Origin of the sequence: Bradyrhizobium sp. AUGA SZCCT0160 (assembly GCF_018130105.1) — a bacterium.
GTDB lineage: Bacteria > Pseudomonadota > Alphaproteobacteria > Rhizobiales > Xanthobacteraceae > Bradyrhizobium.
Genome location: NZ_JAFCMD010000002.1, coordinates 141,758 through 158,413 on the forward strand (window position 1 = coordinate 141,758; position 16,656 = coordinate 158,413).

At 64.6% G+C, this 16,656-nt stretch carries 12 protein-coding genes and 2 pseudogenes; 8 read left to right on the forward strand and 6 right to left on the reverse strand.

Features of this window, described 5'->3' with window-relative positions; genetic code table 11:
- Positions 1 to 85: 85 nt before the first annotated feature.
- Complete coding sequence (locus tag JQ558_RS04270) at positions 86 to 313, reverse strand: DUF2093 domain-containing protein (protein ID WP_212209655.1); 228 nt, start codon at positions 311 to 313, stop codon at positions 86 to 88.
- 252 nt (positions 314 to 565) lie between these two features.
- Between JQ558_RS04270 and JQ558_RS04275 the strand changes: the two genes are divergently transcribed.
- Positions 566 to 1,408 carry a dienelactone hydrolase family protein gene (locus JQ558_RS04275; protein ID WP_212292984.1) on the forward strand — a complete coding sequence of 281 codons (843 nt, stop codon included), beginning with the start codon at positions 566 to 568 and terminating at the stop codon, positions 1,406 to 1,408.
- A gap of 79 nt (positions 1,409 to 1,487) precedes the next feature.
- Here the strand turns inward: JQ558_RS04275 and xseA are convergent, their stop codons facing one another.
- The gene (xseA, locus tag JQ558_RS04280; protein WP_212292985.1) at positions 1,488 to 3,110 is read right to left on the reverse strand and encodes an exodeoxyribonuclease VII large subunit; all 1,623 of its coding nucleotides are present in this window, start codon (positions 3,108 to 3,110) and stop codon (positions 1,488 to 1,490) included.
- 258 nt (positions 3,111 to 3,368) lie between these two features.
- On the opposite strand from xseA, the gene purD reads away from it, so the two are divergent.
- On the forward strand, positions 3,369 to 4,643 hold the full coding sequence (gene purD, locus JQ558_RS04285; RefSeq protein WP_212292986.1) for a phosphoribosylamine--glycine ligase: 1,275 nt from the start codon (positions 3,369 to 3,371) through the stop codon (positions 4,641 to 4,643).
- 99 nt (positions 4,644 to 4,742) lie between these two features.
- Positions 4,743 to 5,594 (forward strand): amidohydrolase, encoded by an 852-nt coding sequence (locus JQ558_RS04290; RefSeq protein WP_212292987.1) that lies wholly within the window; start codon positions 4,743 to 4,745, stop codon positions 5,592 to 5,594.
- Positions 5,595 to 5,612: 18 nt separating this feature from the next.
- Here JQ558_RS04290 and JQ558_RS04295 read toward each other — a convergent pair whose 3' ends face one another.
- Positions 5,613 to 6,287, reverse strand: coding sequence for an HAD hydrolase-like protein (locus tag JQ558_RS04295; protein ID WP_212292988.1), 675 nt, complete (start codon positions 6,285 to 6,287; stop codon positions 5,613 to 5,615).
- 437 nt (positions 6,288 to 6,724) lie between these two features.
- Between JQ558_RS04295 and JQ558_RS38295 the strand changes: the two are divergent.
- A pseudogene (locus JQ558_RS38295) lies at positions 6,725 to 7,117 on the forward strand (GAF domain-containing protein); the annotation flags it as partial.
- 63 nt (positions 7,118 to 7,180) lie between these two features.
- Positions 7,181 to 7,978 (forward strand): annotated as a pseudogene (locus JQ558_RS38300) (sensor histidine kinase); the annotation flags it as partial.
- 963 nt (positions 7,979 to 8,941) lie between these two features.
- On the opposite strand, the gene JQ558_RS04305 reads toward JQ558_RS38300, so the two are convergent.
- Both JQ558_RS04305 and JQ558_RS04310 read right to left on the reverse strand, forming a co-directional pair.
- Positions 8,942 to 11,818 carry an EAL domain-containing protein gene (locus JQ558_RS04305; RefSeq protein ID WP_192736891.1) on the reverse strand — a complete coding sequence of 959 codons (2,877 nt, stop codon included), beginning with the start codon at positions 11,816 to 11,818 and terminating at the stop codon, positions 8,942 to 8,944.
- Between the two features lie 120 nt (positions 11,819 to 11,938).
- Positions 11,939 to 12,937, reverse strand: a complete 999-nt coding sequence (locus JQ558_RS04310; protein WP_212292989.1) for an NAD(P)H-quinone oxidoreductase — start codon at positions 12,935 to 12,937, stop codon at positions 11,939 to 11,941.
- A gap of 104 nt (positions 12,938 to 13,041) precedes the next feature.
- Here JQ558_RS04310 and JQ558_RS04315 point away from each other — a divergent pair, with 104 nt between their 5' ends.
- The gene (locus JQ558_RS04315) at positions 13,042 to 13,233 is read left to right on the forward strand and encodes a DUF1192 domain-containing protein (protein WP_212292990.1); all 192 of its coding nucleotides are present in this window, start codon (positions 13,042 to 13,044) and stop codon (positions 13,231 to 13,233) included.
- 527 nt (positions 13,234 to 13,760) lie between these two features.
- Positions 13,761 to 14,273 carry a DUF1465 family protein gene (locus tag JQ558_RS04320; protein ID WP_192736887.1) on the forward strand — a complete coding sequence of 171 codons (513 nt, stop codon included), beginning with the start codon at positions 13,761 to 13,763 and terminating at the stop codon, positions 14,271 to 14,273.
- Positions 14,274 to 14,364: 91 nt separating this feature from the next.
- On the opposite strand, the gene rpmE is transcribed toward JQ558_RS04320, so the two are convergent.
- Positions 14,365 to 14,592, reverse strand: coding sequence for a 50S ribosomal protein L31 (rpmE, locus tag JQ558_RS04325; protein WP_192736886.1), 228 nt, complete (start codon positions 14,590 to 14,592; stop codon positions 14,365 to 14,367).
- 181 nt (positions 14,593 to 14,773) lie between these two features.
- Between rpmE and JQ558_RS04330 the strand changes: the two genes are divergently transcribed.
- A complete protein-coding gene (locus JQ558_RS04330) occupies positions 14,774 to 16,633 on the forward strand; it encodes an ABC transporter ATP-binding protein/permease (RefSeq protein ID WP_212213255.1) in 1,860 nt (619 codons plus the stop codon).
- The last annotated feature ends 23 nt before the right edge of the window (positions 16,634 to 16,656 follow it).

The following is a 16,656-nucleotide window of genomic DNA, read 5'->3' on the forward strand; positions in this document are numbered from 1 at the left end:
TTGAAGCGGGCTGGAGTTCCAGCCTGACATAACCACGAAGAGCTGTGGTTATGGGTCCCGGGTCAAGCCCGGGACGACAAATAATTCACCCCTGCGTCTTCAGCGCGCCGGGAAAATGCCGCTGCAGCACGGCTGATGGCACCGAATAGGCTTCCTGCAGATCGACGCTCCAGTATTTCAACTCGTCGAGCGGGATCCGCACATCCGATATGGCGCAGCGCACATAGGTTCCCGGCGAGACCACGCGGAAATCGCCATCCAGATATTGCACCTGCGCTTCGCCATGTCCCGAGGGACCGAATTTATTCAGCACCGCAAACTCTCCGACAGGTCGGCCATTTCACAGGCCGACTAAAGTGTATTTTCCAAATCCGATCTATCACAGATAGGCTGGGCTGTCCGCTCCCGAAACCCACCCGCAAGAAACCACCTGCAAGAAACCACCTGCAAGAAAACCACCTGCAAGAAAACCACCTGATTGTGATGAATTTTCGCCGATCGCGCGTGATAACCTCCTGATTATGTTCGCTTTGCCCCGAGCGCCAGTTTGACCCGGCGAAATCAGATGCGCCCAGCGACACTGCTATTCCTGACGCTGTTCGCCGCGGCCTGCGCAGCCGTGCCGCGCGCCGCTTCGGGCGCGCCACTGCCGGCCCCCAAACAGGTCGATATCCCCGCGCCAAAACTCAACTTGCACGCCCAGCTCTACAGGCCTGACGGTGACGGGCCGTTTCCCACCGTGATCGCGCTGCATGGCTGCGGCGGTCTGAGTGGGCATTCCGAACCGGTGCTGCCGCGCTATCGCGACTGGGTCGAACAACTATTGAAGGCGGGACATGCGGTCGTGCTGCCGGACAGCTACGGTTCGCGCGAACTCGGCCCGCAATGCCGCGACAAGGAGCGCCGGGTGCTGGCGCGCCGCGAGCGGGTGGCCGATATCGTGGCGACGCGGCGATGGCTGGCGCAGCAGGCCTGGGTGGCGCAGGATCGCGTCAGCCTGATGGGATGGGCGAACGGGGCCAGCGCGCTGTTGTGGGCGGTGCGTCCGCAAGCCTGGCGCCACGACGGGCCGGATTTCCGCTCGGCGGTCGCTTTCTATCCGGACTGCCGGATCTCCGCCGGCCTCGGCTGGAGCGCGCGGATGCCGACGCTGCTGTTGATCGGCGCCAAGGACGATGTCAGTTCGCCATCGGCGTGCCGCCAGATGGTGGACGGCGCCCGCGGCCGCAGCGCGCTGGCGCGGATCGAAATCTATCCCGGCGCGCCGCACGATTTCGACCGCGCCAATCTGCCGCTCCGTGCGCTCGGCGGCGGCGACGCGGGCCAGCCGGAACGCGGCCACATCGGCACCGACGCGGCGGCGCGCTCGGATTCGCAAAAGCGCGTGGCGGAATGGCTGGCAAGGTGAGCGAGAGCGACGTAGCGCGGTGTCTCTGCTCCCTCGCCCCGCTCTTGCGGGGGAGAGGTAAGGAAGGCGCATCGCTCGCCTAAAACAAACTGCCCTGATCGACCGGCTTGACCACCCGCTTGGGCGCAAGCGTCTTGGTTTCCCGCCGGGCAAGGGTGGGCTGGCTGGTCGGCGCTGACGTCGCCGCCGGCCGGTCCGCATCCGCCGTCGCCGCGACGCGGCCATCGGCGAATTCGATCGACAGAGGTGCGCCCGGGCCGATGGTCGCTGCGGCATGCACGGCGTGGCCGTGTTCGTCGCGCACCAGGGCAAACCCGCGCGCCAGCACGCCACGATAGGACAGCGCCGACAGCAACTGGCCGCTATGGGCGACGCGGGCGTTGAGCCGCGTCATCGCGGTCAGCAGCGCGCGGCGCGCGCGCTCGGCGAGGCGTTGCGTGCGTTCGCGGTCGCGCGCGATCGCGTTGCGCTGCGCTTGCGCGTTGGAGAGTTTCGAGGCTTTCAGCCTGACTTCAAGCCCGGCAAAGCGATCGCGCCGGCTTCGCAGCAGCGCGCGCGCGGAAAGCCTGATGCGCTCGCCGGACACGGTGAGACGGTGCCCCGCCTGCGCGACCTGTCCGCGCAGCACCTTCAGCGTCAGGCCGGCGCTGAGCTGCGAGAAGCGGCGGTGATGCGCGTTGGTGTTGGCTTTCAAGCCGCGGGGCAGGGCGCTACCCGTGCTGTCGAGCCGCTGCCGCGGGATCGCCAATAGTTCGCTGGCGGCGGGCAGCGCACGCGCCGCGGCGCGCAATTCGTTGCGGCGGCTTTCCTGGCCGCGCAGCCAGCACACCATGGTGCGGCGCGCCAGGCCGGCGACCTCGACCAGCAATTCGCTGCGCACCGGCACGGCCATTTCGGCGGCCGCCGTCGGCGTCGGCGCGCGCTTGTCGGCGGCAAAATCGATCAGCGTGATGTCGGTCTCGTGCCCGACCGCGGAGATCAGCGGGATCATGCTCTCGGCCGCGGCGCGAACCACGATCTCCTCGTTGAACGACCACAAATCCTCCAACGAGCCGCCGCCGCGCGCGACGATCAGCAGATCCGGCCGCGGAATCTTGCCACCCTCGGGCAGCGCGTTGAAACCGCGGATCGCGGCGGCAACCTGCTCGGCGGAGCCTTCGCCCTGCACCTTCACCGGCCACACCAGCACGCGGCGCGGAAACCGGTCTTCCAGGCGGTGCAGGATGTCGCGGATCACGGCGCCGGTCGGTGAGGTCACGATGCCGATCACTTCCGGCAGCCACGGCAGCAATTGCTTGCGCGCTTCGTCGAACAGGCCCTCGGCGCCGAGTTTCTTCTTGCGCTCTTCCACCAGCGCCATCAGCGCGCCGATGCCGGCGGGCTCGATGGCTTCGATGACGATCTGGTATTTCGACGAGCCCGGATAGGTGGTGAGCTTGCCGGTCGCGATCACCTCGAGCCCTTCCTGCGGCTTGAACCGCATTCGGGAATGCACGCCCTTCCAGATCACAGCCTCGATCTTGGCGCTCTCGTCCTTCAGCGCGAAATAGCAGTGGCCGGAGGAATGCGGCCCGCGGAAGCCCGAAATTTCGCCGCGCACCCGGACATGGCCATAGGCGTCCTCCACCGTCCGCTTCAGGGCGGAGGAGAGTTCCGAGACGGTGAATTCGGGCGCGTTGAGCAGTGGTTCGGTGGCAGGCATCTCGTCAATCGAATCAGGCTTTTGGGGCTTCTACGCAAGGTAGGGACTTTTGCTTATCCCCGCCAATCTCCGCCCGATTGTGTGGTGTTTCAGGTAATATAGTAGTGATGACTTTGTCCGTCGGGGGAAAACCGGATTGCGGGCGGAAAAGTCATCTTGGCTCCGGACAAGTGCCATCCTGCTGGAGGCTGCTCTTGCCGTCCGTGAAGGTTTTGTGCGACCTGCTCGACTTGTCGTTCCCCACATCTGGCTCCAGTCATGAACATCCTCCTGCTCGGTTCCGGCGGCCGCGAACATGCCCTGGCATGGAAGATCGCCGCATCTCCGCTGCTGACGAAGCTCTGGTGCGCGCCGGGCAATGCCGGCATCGCCAAGGATGCCGAATGCGTCGCGCTCGACATCACCGACCATCCGGCCGTGATCGATTTCTGCAAGGCGCACAAGGTGGATTTCGTCGTGGTCGGCCCCGACGCGCCGATCGCCGCCGGGATCGTCGACGATCTCAACGCCGCCGGCTTCAAGGCGTTCGGGCCCACCCAGGCCGCGGGCCGGCTCGAGAGTTCGAAAACCTTCACCAAGAATCTCTGCCGCGCCAACAACATTCCGACGGCGGCCTATGAGCATTTCACCGAGGCCGCGAAGGCAAAAGCCTATATCCGCAAGCAGGGCGCGCCGATCGTGATCAAGGCCGATGGTCTGGCCGCCGGCAAGGGCGTCGTCGTGGCGATGAGCGAGGCCGAAGCGCTTGACGCCGTCGACATGATGTTCGGCGGCGGGTTCGGCGACGCGGGCGCCGAGGTCGTGGTCGAGGAATTCATGGTGGGCGAGGAGGCCTCGTTCTTTGCGCTGTGCGACGGCGAACACGCGCTGCCGCTGGCGACCGCGCAGGACCACAAGCGCGCCTTCGACGGCGACCAGGGCCCGAACACCGGCGGCATGGGCGCCTATTCGCCGGCGCCGGTCATGACGGACGCGATGTGCGCCCGCGTCATGGAGGAGATGATCCATCCGACGCTGCGTGCGATGAAGGCGATGGGATCGCCCTACAAGGGCGTGCTGTTTGCCGGCGTGATGGTGACCAAGGACGGCCCGAAACTCGTCGAATACAACGCCCGGTTCGGCGATCCGGAAACCCAGGTGCTGATGTTGCGGATGATGTCCGATATCTTGCCGGCGCTGATCGCCAGCGCCGACGGGCAATTGAAGAATTTCAGCCTGCGCTGGTTCGACGATGCGGCGCTGACCGTGATCATGGCAACGAAAGGTTATCCCGGCAGCTATGGCAAGGGCTCGGTGATCTCAGGTCTCGACGACGCCGCAAAAGTCGAGGGCGTCGAAATCTTCCACGCCGGGACGATCGAGAAAGACGGAAAAATTCTCGCCAGCGGCGGCCGCGTGCTGAACGTCTGCGCCATGGGCAAGACGGTGACCGAGGCGCAGCAGCGCGCCTATGCGGCCGTCGATCGCATTAACTGGGCGGAAGGCTTCTGCCGCCGCGACATCGGCTGGCAGGCGGTGGCGCGGGAGCGCTGACGCCGCCTGCAATCCGCGCAACGCATCTCCGCGCTTTGGCCCTCTGGACACGCAGATGTTGCGATGTCCAAAATCGCCTCAAAACGGAGGAGCGTCCCGATGGCGATTATCGATTCCCAGGTCCATGCCTATGAGGCCAACACGCCGAAGCGGCCCTGGGCCACGGTGCCGAACTGGCCCGACCACGTCACCGGCGACGAGATGGTGGCGGCGATGGACAAGGTCGGCGTCGACGGCGCGATCTTCATCTCCGCCTTCTCGATGTACCGCTACGACGCCAGCTATGCCGTGGAAGTGGCGCGCGCCCATCCCACCCGGCTCGCCATCGTCAAGCCGGTCGACCCCGATGATCCCAACGTCGCCGACGTCGTCGCCGACTGGAAGAAGACGCCGGGCGCGGTCGGCATCCGGATCATGCTGACCAAGGAGAACAAGCGCGAGCCCGGTCATCCCGGCATCGACCGCATCGCACGCGCGGCCGTTCAACATGATTTTCCGGTCAACCTGCTGTGCTGGGATAATCTCGACGCCGGCACGGCGCTGGTCGATCGTCATCCCGACACGCGCTTCATCCTCGACCATCTCGGCATCCTTCAGCCGCGCACGCCGCCGGCGCCCGCGCAGCCCTGGTCCCCTTGGGCCGAACTGCCCAAGGTGCTGGCGCTCGCCAAACGCAAGAACGTGGTGATCAAGGTCAGCGGCGCCTGCACGCTGTCCAAAGAGCCGTATCCATTCCCTGACATCTGGGACCCGCTGGCGCGCGTGTTTGAGGCCTGGGGTTTCGATCGCTGCCTGTGGGGCACCGACTGGACCCGCGCCTTCGCCGTCGTCAATTACGAGCAGGCCGTCACGCCGTTCCTCAAGACGGACCGCCTCAGTGACACCGAGCGGGCCATGCTGATGGGCGGTGCCTGCGCCAAGGCCTATGGCTGGTCACCGAACAAAGGCTAGCGCATTTCAACAGCGGCCCTAGCCCGGGGATTGCTTCCCATTGACCATCGAAAGAACCGTACCGGCGAGATCGGCGGGAGAATTCACCAGTTGGTCTGCGCCCGCCGTCTCAAGTTCGTCCCTCGTGCCATAACCCCAGAGCACGCCAAGACCGCGCATCCCGGCCGCGTGGGCGCCGGAAATATCATGCCGGCGATCCCCGACCATCAGGCTGCGAGACGGCGCAAGACCGTGCCTGGACAGGATATGGGCGAGCAGCTCGGGCTTGTGATCCAGCTCGCCGCTCGGCACGGAGCCATGGATGCCATCGAAGTAGCTGGCAAACCCCAGATGCTCCAGAATTCGGCTCGCGAAGATCTCCCGCTTCGAGGTCGCGAGATAGACCCGCAATCCGCATCGCTTCATCTCTGCAAGGCAGTTGCCAATTCCCGGATAGGGCACGCTGCCGAGAAACCCGCTTTCACCGTAGTACTGACGATAGGCCGTGACTGCTTCACCGACCCGGTCGTCTCCGTATGACTGCAGCAGGGTTTGCATGATCTCTTCGAGTGGCGGCCCGATGATGCGTTTTATGTCGGGGGTTTCATCCGGTTCATGTCCAAGGGCGCGCAGCGCCGCCAGACAGCTTGCCGAAATGCCGGGATACGAATCGATCAAGGTGCCGTCGAGGTCCAGAAGAACGGAGCACGTCATGATCCAAAGCTAGCGGCCAAAGCAAACCTGTACAAGTTCGCTTGATTTCGTTGCTGCGTCGGCTCATTCGCGGCAAGGCAATGCAGCGGCAAGTCCGGCCATGTCGCGGTGAGGTCTCATCCGGCGCAGCCACCGCCCCCCGTTTCCCGTTACTAGCCTAAGCCGATCCGATGGCTTATTCTGAAGCCCGGGGCAGGCAATGACACCACGTTCTGCAGCAGGCGGCGGATCGAAAAAGCCGCAAAGCCGTACGGCGAAGCCGCGAAAGCGGATCATTGCGCCAAAGGTGGCGCGCACTTCCAGGTCAGCGAAAACGGACGCCGAAAATCCAGCGCAAACCGAAGTCGAACGACTCGCCCTCGAACTTCAGCAAGCCAGAGAGCGCCAGGCCGCGACATCCGAGGTCCTGAGCCTCATCGCCGCTTGCGCCGGTATTCGACCGGATCGTCAGGAACGCAGCGCGGCTCTGCCAGAGCGTGCTGAGCGCCGTCTACCGCCGGGACGGGGACCACGTCCACCTGGTCGCGCACGATCAGTTCTCTCCGGCATCGGTGGCGGCGGTGCGCAAAGCCTACCCGGCTCCGCTCACCAGCAAGAATCTGATCTCGGTCGCGATCCGCGAGCGCCGCGTCGTGCATGAGCCGGATGTGCTGGTCTCCGGCGGCTACAGCGAACTGCAGAAGACATCGGGCTATCGCAGCATCCTGATCGTGCCGATGCTGCGCGACGAGGTCGCGATCGGCGCCATCGCGGTGATGCGCCTGGAGCCGCAATTATTCCCCAAGGCGCAGGTCGAGCTCCTGAAGACCTTTGCCGGCCAGGCGGTCATCGCCATCGAGAACACGCGGCTGTTCACGGAAGTGCAGGAACGCACCAGGCAGCTGTCGCAATCGCTTGACGATTTGCGCGCCGCGCAGGGCAGTCTGGTACAGACCGAGAAACTGGCCGCGCTGGGACGGCTGGTGGCGGGCGTTGCGCACGAGATCAACACCCCCGTCGGCACCAACCTCACCGTGGCCTCGGCATTGATCAACAAGACCAAGCGGTTTGAAGCCGATGTCGCCAAGGGTGACGTGCGCCGCTCGACGCTCTCGGAGTTCATTGCGGCCAGCCGCGAGGCGGCGTCGCAGATCATGTTCAATCTTGGCAATGCGGTCGAACTGATCCAGTCGTTCAAGCAGGTTGCAGCCGATCGCAACGTTTCGGACCGCAGGCGCTTCGATCTCGGCGAGGTGACCGAGCAGGTCGTCGGGGGATTGCGGTTCGGGCTGCGAGGTCAAAACCTGACGGTCGCCGTCGAATGCGAACCCGATCTTGTCATGAATAGCTATCCCGGACCTTACGGCCAGGTGCTCACCAATCTGGTTCTCAACTCCGCGGCGCATGCCTTTCCGGACGGCGGCGGGGGATCGGTCCATATTGCGGCGCAGGCATCGGGCAAGGGCAATGTCGAGGTGCTGTTTTCAGACGACGGCTGCGGCATGAGCCCGGAGGTCAAGCGCCAGGTGTTCGACCCGTTTTTCACCACCCGGCGCGACCAGGGCAACACCGGCCTCGGGTTGCACATCGTGCACAACATCGTGACCAATCGTCTGGGCGGCCGGATCCATCTGGAAACCAGACCCGGCATGGGCACGAAAATCCAGATCATCATGCCGCGCGAAGCGCCGCGGGAGTCGGTGACGGAATAGTGTGCGTCGACGCGGCGAGATCGCGAAGCGGTGTTTGCAATGACCCATCCACGTCGTCCCGGACAAGCGAAGCGCGATCCGGGACCCAAACGCCGCGGCCCATCGGTGAGAGCGCAGGTCTTGGACACCTTCTGCAAACAATGAGGGCCGCGGCGTATGGGTCCCGGCTCAAGGCCGGGACGACGTCGCTGCGCTCGCGACGACGATTGACTGCGACAAAGTAACCCGACGGGCAAAATTACACTTCCCTCGTCGGGCAAATCAGCGGTTTGAATCGTCGCGTCCCGCCCGACAAGAGGGGCGTGCGCACGTCACGAACGCGCGGCTGGATGCGGTGGACGTTTGTTGCGCCTGACGACGGCGTATACAGGCGTACGGCAAAACCGTGTGGTCCTGACGCCCGTTGCAGGTGTCAAGCTGTCGGGTAGGCGAGAGCTGAACCGGCGGTGACGGAGTCAACCAAGAACTCGTCTCCGGGGAGATCACGGCATAAGCCGTAAAGCCATTGCGCAGGGAAGGCCGGGTGTTCTCCGCTGCCCTGTATGCTCGTGTGCAACTTTTTTAGTGCTAACCGCACACGGGACCGCGGGTGCAGCGCGCACCCGGTCTTCCCTGCGCCCTCTGTATTTAGGGCGGGAAGTTTCTGGCAAAGCTCGGGCGCAATGCGTCGCGAGAATGTCGAAGTGTGTGTCACACCCACAATTTTCGTCCCCGCGAAGGCGGGGACCCAGTATCCCAGAGACAGTAGTGATAGAATCGAGAAGTCGCAGCGTACTGGATCCCCGCCTGCGCGGGGATGACAGCGTTGTATGGGGCCGCACTGTCCCCGTCATTGCGAGCGCAGCGAAGCAATCTATGCCGCCGCGCGAAGAAGAATGGATTGCTTCGCTTTGCTCGCAATGACGTGGACGGGTCTGGACATACTGATTGCCGCCTTCGCGCAACCGACAGCGGCGTTACGGCTCAACTCGCCGCTTCGAGCCGCTCTTCCGTCAGCAGCCGCATCGCGGCGTCGGCGTCCATCGGCTCGCCGAAGGCAAAGCCTTGCGCGTATTCGCAGCCCAATTGGTAGAGCTCGACCGCGTCCGAATCGGTCTCGGCGCCCTCGGCGACCACGTCCATGCCGAGGTCGTGGGCGAGTGCGATGATCGATTTCAGGATCACCGGGCGGGTGCCGCGGCTGGTGGTGCGCACGAACGACTGGTCGATCTTGATGGTGTCGAACGGGAAGCGCTGCAGATAGGCCAGCGAGGAATGGCCGGTGCCGAAATCGTCGAGCGACAATCCGGTACCGAGCTCGCGGATCCGCGTCAGCATCTGCGCGGCGTGTTCCGGGTTCTCCATCACCAGCGACTCGGTCAGTTCGAGCTTCAGCGTGCCGCGCGCCACCGAGGAGCGCGACAGCACGGTTCTGATATCGTGGATCAGGTCGTGGCGCAGCAACTGACGCGAGGAGACGTTGACGCTGGCGAAGATCGGCTCGCGCGAGCGCATCGCGCGCTGCCACACCGCGAGCTGCTTTGCGGTCTGGTCCATCACGAACATGCCGAGGTCGACGATCAGGCCGATCTCCTCTGCAATAGAGATGAATTCCGACGGCGACATCCGACCGAGCTTGGGGTGATCCCAGCGGGCGAGGGCCTCGAAGCCGGCGATCGAGCGATCCTCTAGCCGCACGATCGGCTGGTAGAGGATCGTGATTTCCTGGCGCTCGATGGCGCGGCGCAATTCCGACTCCAGCGTCAGCCGGTCGGTCTTGCGGGCGCGCATCGCGGGCTTGTAGACGTCGATGCGGTCGCCGCCGATGCGCTTGGAATGATACATCGCGAGTTCAGCATCCTTGATGATCTCGTCGGACAGCTGCGTCTGCGGATCGCTCAAGGCGAGGCCGATCGACGCGGTCAGGAAGATCTCGCGGTCGTTGAAGGCGATCGGGGCGCGGATGGTCTTGCGGATGGTCTCGGCAAACGCGGTGATGCGCGCCGAATCCTGTTCCGACATCAGGATCAGGCCGAACTGGTCGCCGGCGAGCCGCGCCAGCGTATCCTGCGGCTTGAGAATCCGGGTCAGCCGCCGCGCCAGCGTCAGCAGGATGGAGTCGCCGACCGCGATGCCGACGGAATCGTTGACCTGCTTGAAGCGGTCGAGGTCGATCACCATCAGCGTCGGCCGCAGGTTCGGCATGGTCTTGGCGAAATTCGCCACCGCGCCGAGGCGGTCGATGAACAATTTGCGGTTCGGCAGGCCGGTGAGGTTGTCATGCACGCTGTCATGCAGCATGCGCTCCTCGGCGTTCTTCTGCTCGGTGACGTCGGTCAGCGTGCCGACGACTCGGGAAACCTCGCCGTCGGAGCCGACCACCGGGCGTGCTTTCAGCGCGAACCACATGAAGTGGCCGTCCGGGGTACGAAGCCGGAAATCCTGCACCAGCCGCCCGCGGCGCTGGTCGAGCACGCTGTCGAGCGCGGCGCGGAAACGGTCCTGATCGAGCGGATGCAGCACCTCGAGCCATTTGGCCGCCGGGCCTTCCAGCGTGCCGCGCTTGAGGCCGAGCAGGCTTTCGGTCTCGGGGCTGGTGAACACCTTGTCGGCGGAGACGTCCCAGTCCCAGATCAGATCGCCGGAACCGGTCAGGGCCAGCGCGCGGCGTTCGACGTCGGAGACCACGCCGGTCGTGGCGCCGCCGCCGGCGAAGGCGTGCTGCATGACCGTAAATCCGATCAGCATCACGATCAGCACGAGGCCGCCGAGCAGCGCCGGGCCGACGATGTCGTTGGTGACGTTTCCGGCCACCGCCATGCCGGCCGCGACCACCCAGACCACCAGCAGGAACCAGGTCGGGATCAACAGCACCGCGCGGTCAAAACCGTGCGTGGAGAGATAGACGATGAGGGCAAAACCGGCGAAGGCGATCATCACCAGCGACATGCGCGCGATGCCGGAAGCCACCGCGGGATCGAACAGCGCCAGCGCCACCAAGGATCCGAGGAAGGTCAGCCAGCCGACGGTGATGTGGGAATAGCGCACATGCCAGCGGCTGAGATTGAGATAGGCGAACAGGAACACCAGCAGCGTCGCCGCCAGAATGGCTTCGCCCGCCGCGCGCCAGACGCGCTCGGCGTTGTTCTGCATGTCCAGAACCTTGCCCCAGAAGCCGAAATCGACGCCGATATAGACCAGCACCGCCCAGGCCAGCGCGGCGGCGGCCGGGAACATGATGCTGCCCTTGACCACGAACAGAATGGTGAGCACGAGGGCCAGAAGGCCGGAGATCCCGATCACGATGCCCTGGTAGAGCGTGAACGAGTTGACCTTGTCCTTGTATGCGTCCGGTTCCCACAGATAGAGCTGCGGAAGCTTGTCGGTGCGCAGTTCCGCGACGAAGGTGACGACGGCGCCGGGATCGAGCGTGATGCGGAAGATGTCGGCGGTGGCGCTTTCCTGGCGCTCGGGCCGGTCGCCGGTCGAGGGCGTGATGGTGGCGATGCGCGACAGCCCGAGATCGGGCCACAACAGGCCCGACGACACGATGCGGTAATGCGGGGCAACGATCAGGCGGTCGAGCTGGTCGTCGGTGTTGTTGGCGAGCGCGAACACCACCCAGTTCTGGCCGCCTTCACGGGCGCGCACCTCGATGCGGCGGACGATGCCGTCGGTGCCGGGCGCGGTCGAAACCTGGATGCGGTCGGCATCGCTGCGCTGATGATCGAGCACCGCGGTGAGGTCGATCGCAGGCGCGTCGCTGCGGACGCTGACAGCGTCGATGGCGTGCGCCGGCAGCGCATACGCAACAATCATGAGGCCCAGCGCGAGCCGCGCAAGGCACCTGATCAGACGCAATTTCAGTACTCCGCGATCAACGATGTTCCCGGGCCAGCGAACAGCCCAAACGTTGCCGCGATAAATGACATGAAAGCGAAGGAAATCAAAGGGTTTCCGCCTTCGCTTCGGTCCGGAGCGTTAAACCTCCAACACAATTTTGCCAATATGTGCGCTGGTCTCCATCCGCCGGTGCGCGTCCGCAGCCTTTTCCAGCGGGAATGCGCTGTCCATCAGCGGCTTTACCCGTCCTTCGCGCATCAAGGGCATCACTTTGGCCTCGATCGCCGCGACCATCGCCGCCTTATCCGCATTAGTACGGGGGCGCAGGGTGGAGCCGGTGTGCGTCAGCCGCTTCACCATGACCTTGGCGATGTTGACGGTAACCTTGGGCCCGTTGAGCGTTGCGATCTGCACGATACGGCCGTCGACCGCGGCGGCATCATAGTTGCGATCGACGTAGTCGCCGGCCACCATGTCGAGGATGACGTTGGCGCCCGCGCCATCGGTCGCGGCCTTGACCTCGGCGACGAAGTCCTCGGTCTTGTAGTTGATGGCGCGGTCGGCGCCGAGCTTCAGGCACGCATCAACCTTGTCCTGGCCGCCGACGGTGACGATCACCTTGGAACCAAAGGCCTTGGCGAGCTGGATCGCCATGGTGCCGATGCCGGACGAGCCGCCGTGGATCAGCAGCGTTTCGCCGGGCTTCAGCGCGCCGCGCTCGAACACATTGTGCCAGACCGTCATCAGCGTTTCCGGAATAGCACCGGCTTCCTGCATCGAGAGCGTGGAGGGGACCGCGATCGCCTGCGCGTCTTGCGCGATGCAATATTGCGCGTAGCCGCCACCGGCCACCAGCGACATCACCTTGTCGCCGAGCTTGTGCTTGGCAACACCGGCGCCGAGCGCAACCACTTCGCCGGCGATTTCGAGGCCGGGCAGGTCGCTGGCGCCGGGCGGCGGCGGGTAGGCGCCGGAGCGCTGCGCGACGTCGGGACGGTTGACGCCGGCGGCGGCGACCTTGACCAGGATTTCGCCGGGGCCGGGAACGGGAACGCTGCGGGTTTCCGGCAACAGCACCTCGGGGCCGCCGGGCTTGCTGATGCCGACGACGGTCATTTGCGCGGGCAGCTTTTCCATGATTTGTCCTTGCGAAATACGGGAATTTTGAAGGCGCCCCTGATTAGCCAGCCGTCATGCGGCTGGCAACAGTTTCAAGGGAGCGCCGAGCACGGAGGAAACGCATGGCCATCGAGGATGACGACAAGCCGAGGAAGAAAGTCACCCACGAGATCGGGCAGGACCTGTCGCTGCTGTCGGTCGAGGAATTGACCGAGCGCATCGCGCTGATGAATTCCGAGATCGAACGGCTGCAGGCGGCGATGGCCAAGAAGCGCGCGTCCAAGGATGCGGCGAACAGTTTTTTCAAGTCGTAGCGAATTCGACTCGCTCTGACCCCACGTCGTACCGGACAAGCGAGCACAAGCGAACGCGATCTCAGATGCGCAATTGCGCATCGGGGGGACCCATACGCCGTGGCCTCTCGTTCGGACAAAGCGTTGGACGCCTTCCCTTAGTTACTTCGGCCGCGGCGTATGGATCCCCGCCTGCGCGGGGACGACGTGTGGAGAGAGCCGAGTCAACATCGACACTAGGCCAATGGCCGACATGGCAAACAAAGCCTGAAGAAAATCGTTCGTTTACGATCAATTAAGCTTTCTCGTTTATGACTGGCATCGTCCTCGTTTGGACACCGAGTGGCTCCTGTCCACTCTGTTTGACGCCTCCCTGTTATCAACTTCAAAAGCCGCCGGAAACGGCGGCTCTTTTTTGTCTCCGCAAGGCTGGAAACCATATTTCCGGTTGCGGCTGGACTCTCGCCCTCGCAAGCGCAATGATTTGTTCATCATAAGTCGGCGGTTTGAAAAGCCGGCAGCGTATCAGTGGCGTGAGGGCGTTAACTATGGCGGACCGGCTGCACAGCGATTCCGCGCTCGTTCAATTCAGCGAGCGGCTGACTAATTCGGCGGCATTCGGAACCCTGTTCCGCGAGGGCATGGATCTGGTCGAGGAGACCGCGGCCTATCTGGACGGTGACGGCCGCGCTGAGGCCAAGGCGCTCGAACGCTCCGTCAGTCTCACCTATGCGACCGAAAGCATGCGGCTGACCACCCGCCTGATGCAGCTCGCCTCCTGGCTGCTGCTGCATCGCGCGGTCAAGGAAGGTGAGATGACGCTGACCCAGGCCAACCGCGAAAAGACCAAGGTCAAGCTCTCCGCCGCCGATCCCGGTCCCGAAGACATGATCGCCAAACTGCCGCTGCAATTGCAGCACCTGATCGAGCGTTCGATGAACTTGCAGTCGCGAGTGCGCCGGCTCGACACGTCGATCCATGCGCCGGCGGCCGAACGCGCCCCGATCGGCAATCCGCTGGTGCCGCAGCTCAATCGCCTGAAGGCGGCCTTCGAGCGGTAATTCCGGCTATCATCACGGCCAATAAAAAAACGCCCCGGGAAACCGGGGCGTTTTGCATTCCTGGGCCGAATGGCGAGGGGTCGAAAAACCCTCAGTCCTTCTTGAGGAAGCCCGAAAACTTCTTCTGGAAGCGCGACACGCGGCCGCCGCGGTCGAGCATCTGCTGGGTGCCGCCGGTCCAGGCCGGATGCGACTTGGAGTCGATGTCGAGGTTCAGCTTGTCGCCTTCCTTGCCCCAGGTGGAACGGGTCTGATACTCCGTACCGTCGGTCATAACGACCGTAATCGTATGATAATTCGGATGAATTTCGGCTTTCATGGCATATCCTTCGGCGCGCCTGCGCCCGTCTCGAAATGTCAGGGGTACGGGATTTGGGCGGGTCTATAACGCAACAAGGCCGCCAAAACAAGCTGCCAGAGCCGTCTGATGGGTCGATCTGCCGGATTTGCCAGCGCCGCTTCCGGGGCCTATCTGGGGGCATCGAAACTGGTCCCTTTTCATGAGCGCAGCCGAACAGCTTGAAGACCCACCCGGCGGCGTGCCGCCGCGCCGCGACGCGCTGCTCGAGGAAGAGGCCTTCATCGAAACCCAGCTGACGCAGTCGCCGGCCAAAACCGGCGCAAAACTGCGTCCCCTGCTGGCGCTGGCGCCCTACGTCGCGCGCTACCGCGGCCGGGCGATATTGGCGTTTATCTCGCTGACCGTCGCGGCGGTGACGACCCTGGTGGTGCCGATCGCGGTGCGGCGCATGATCGACTTCGGCTTCAGCCCCGAAGGCATTGCGATGATCAACAGCTATTTCAGCGTGATGATCGCGGTCGTTGCGGTGCTGGCCTGCGCCAGCGCGTCGCGGTTCTACCTGGTCATGACCATCGGCGAGCGCATCGTTGCGGACCTGCGGCGCGACGTGTTCGCGCACCTGATCTCGCTGTCGCCTTCGTTCTTCGATTCCGCCCGCAGCGGCGAACTGGTGTCGCGGCTCACCGCTGACACCACCCAGATCAAGTCGGCGGTGGGCGCGTCGGTGTCGATCGCGCTGCGCAACCTGATGCTGTTCATCGGCGCCACCACCATGATGGTGATCACGAGCCCAAAGCTTTCGCTGTTCGTGCTGCTGGCGATCCCGGTGATCGTGATTCCGCTGGTCGCGTTCGGACGCTGGGTGCGGCGGCTGTCGCGCAACGCACAGGACACGCTGGCCGACGCCAGCGCCTATGCCTCCGAGCTGGTCGGCGCTATCAGGACGGTGCAGGCCTATACCAGCGAGCGGCTGGCCGCGACGCGCTTCGGCCGCGAGGTCGAACAGGCCTATGACGCCGCGCGCAGTTCGACGCGGGCGCGCGCGGTGCTGACCTTGATCATCATCTTCATCGTGTTTTCCAGCGTCGTCGTCATCCTGTGGGTCGGCTCGCACGACGTGCTGACCGGTTCGATCAGCCCCGGCCGGCTCGGCCAGTTCGTGCTGTATGCGGCGTTCGCCGCGACGGGCCTCGGCCAGCTCAGCGAGGTGTGGGGTGAAGTCTCGGCCGCCTCAGGCGCTGCCGAACGGCTGTTCGAGATCCTGCGCGTCAAGCCGCAGATTACGGCGCCGGCCTCGCCGGTCGCGCTGCCGTCGCCGGCGCGCGGCGATGTCGGGTTTGAGAATGTCAGCTTCAATTACCCGACGCGCCCGGATGTGCGGGCGATCGACAGCGTCTCGCTGTCGGTGCGGGCCGGAGAGAAGGTCGCGATCGTCGGCCCGTCAGGCGCCGGCAAGAGCACGCTGTTTCATCTCTTGCTGCGGTTTTACGATCCCGCCAGCGGAACGATTTCGGTCGACGCCGTGCCGATCAGGTCGGCCGATCCGCGCGAGTTACGCGCGCGCATCGCGCTGGTGCCGCAGGACTCGGTGGTGTTCGCGGCAAGCGCCCGTGAAAACATTCGCTTCGGCCGGCCTGGTGCCAGCGATGCCGAGGTCGAACGCGCGGCTGATCAGGCGCATGCCACCGAATTCATCCGCCGCCTGCCTGACGGTTTCGAGGCGCAGCTTGGCGAGCGTGGCGTGACGCTGTCGGGCGGCCAGCGCCAGCGCATCGCGATCGCCCGCGCCATACTGCGCGATGCCCCGCTGTTGCTGCTCGACGAAGCAACCTCCGCGCTCGATGCCGAAAGCGAGACCCTGGTGCAGACCGCGCTGGAAGAATTGATGCGCCACCGCACCACGCTGGTGATCGCGCACCGGCTCGCGACCGTCCTGTCCTGCGACCGCATCATGGTGATGGATCAGGGCCGCATCGTCGAGCACGGCACGCATGCCGAGCTGGTTGCGGCGAACGGGCTGTATGCAAGGCTGGCGCGGCTGCAGTTCGAGGGGATCTAAACCCCGCTCGTCCTGCCCGGACT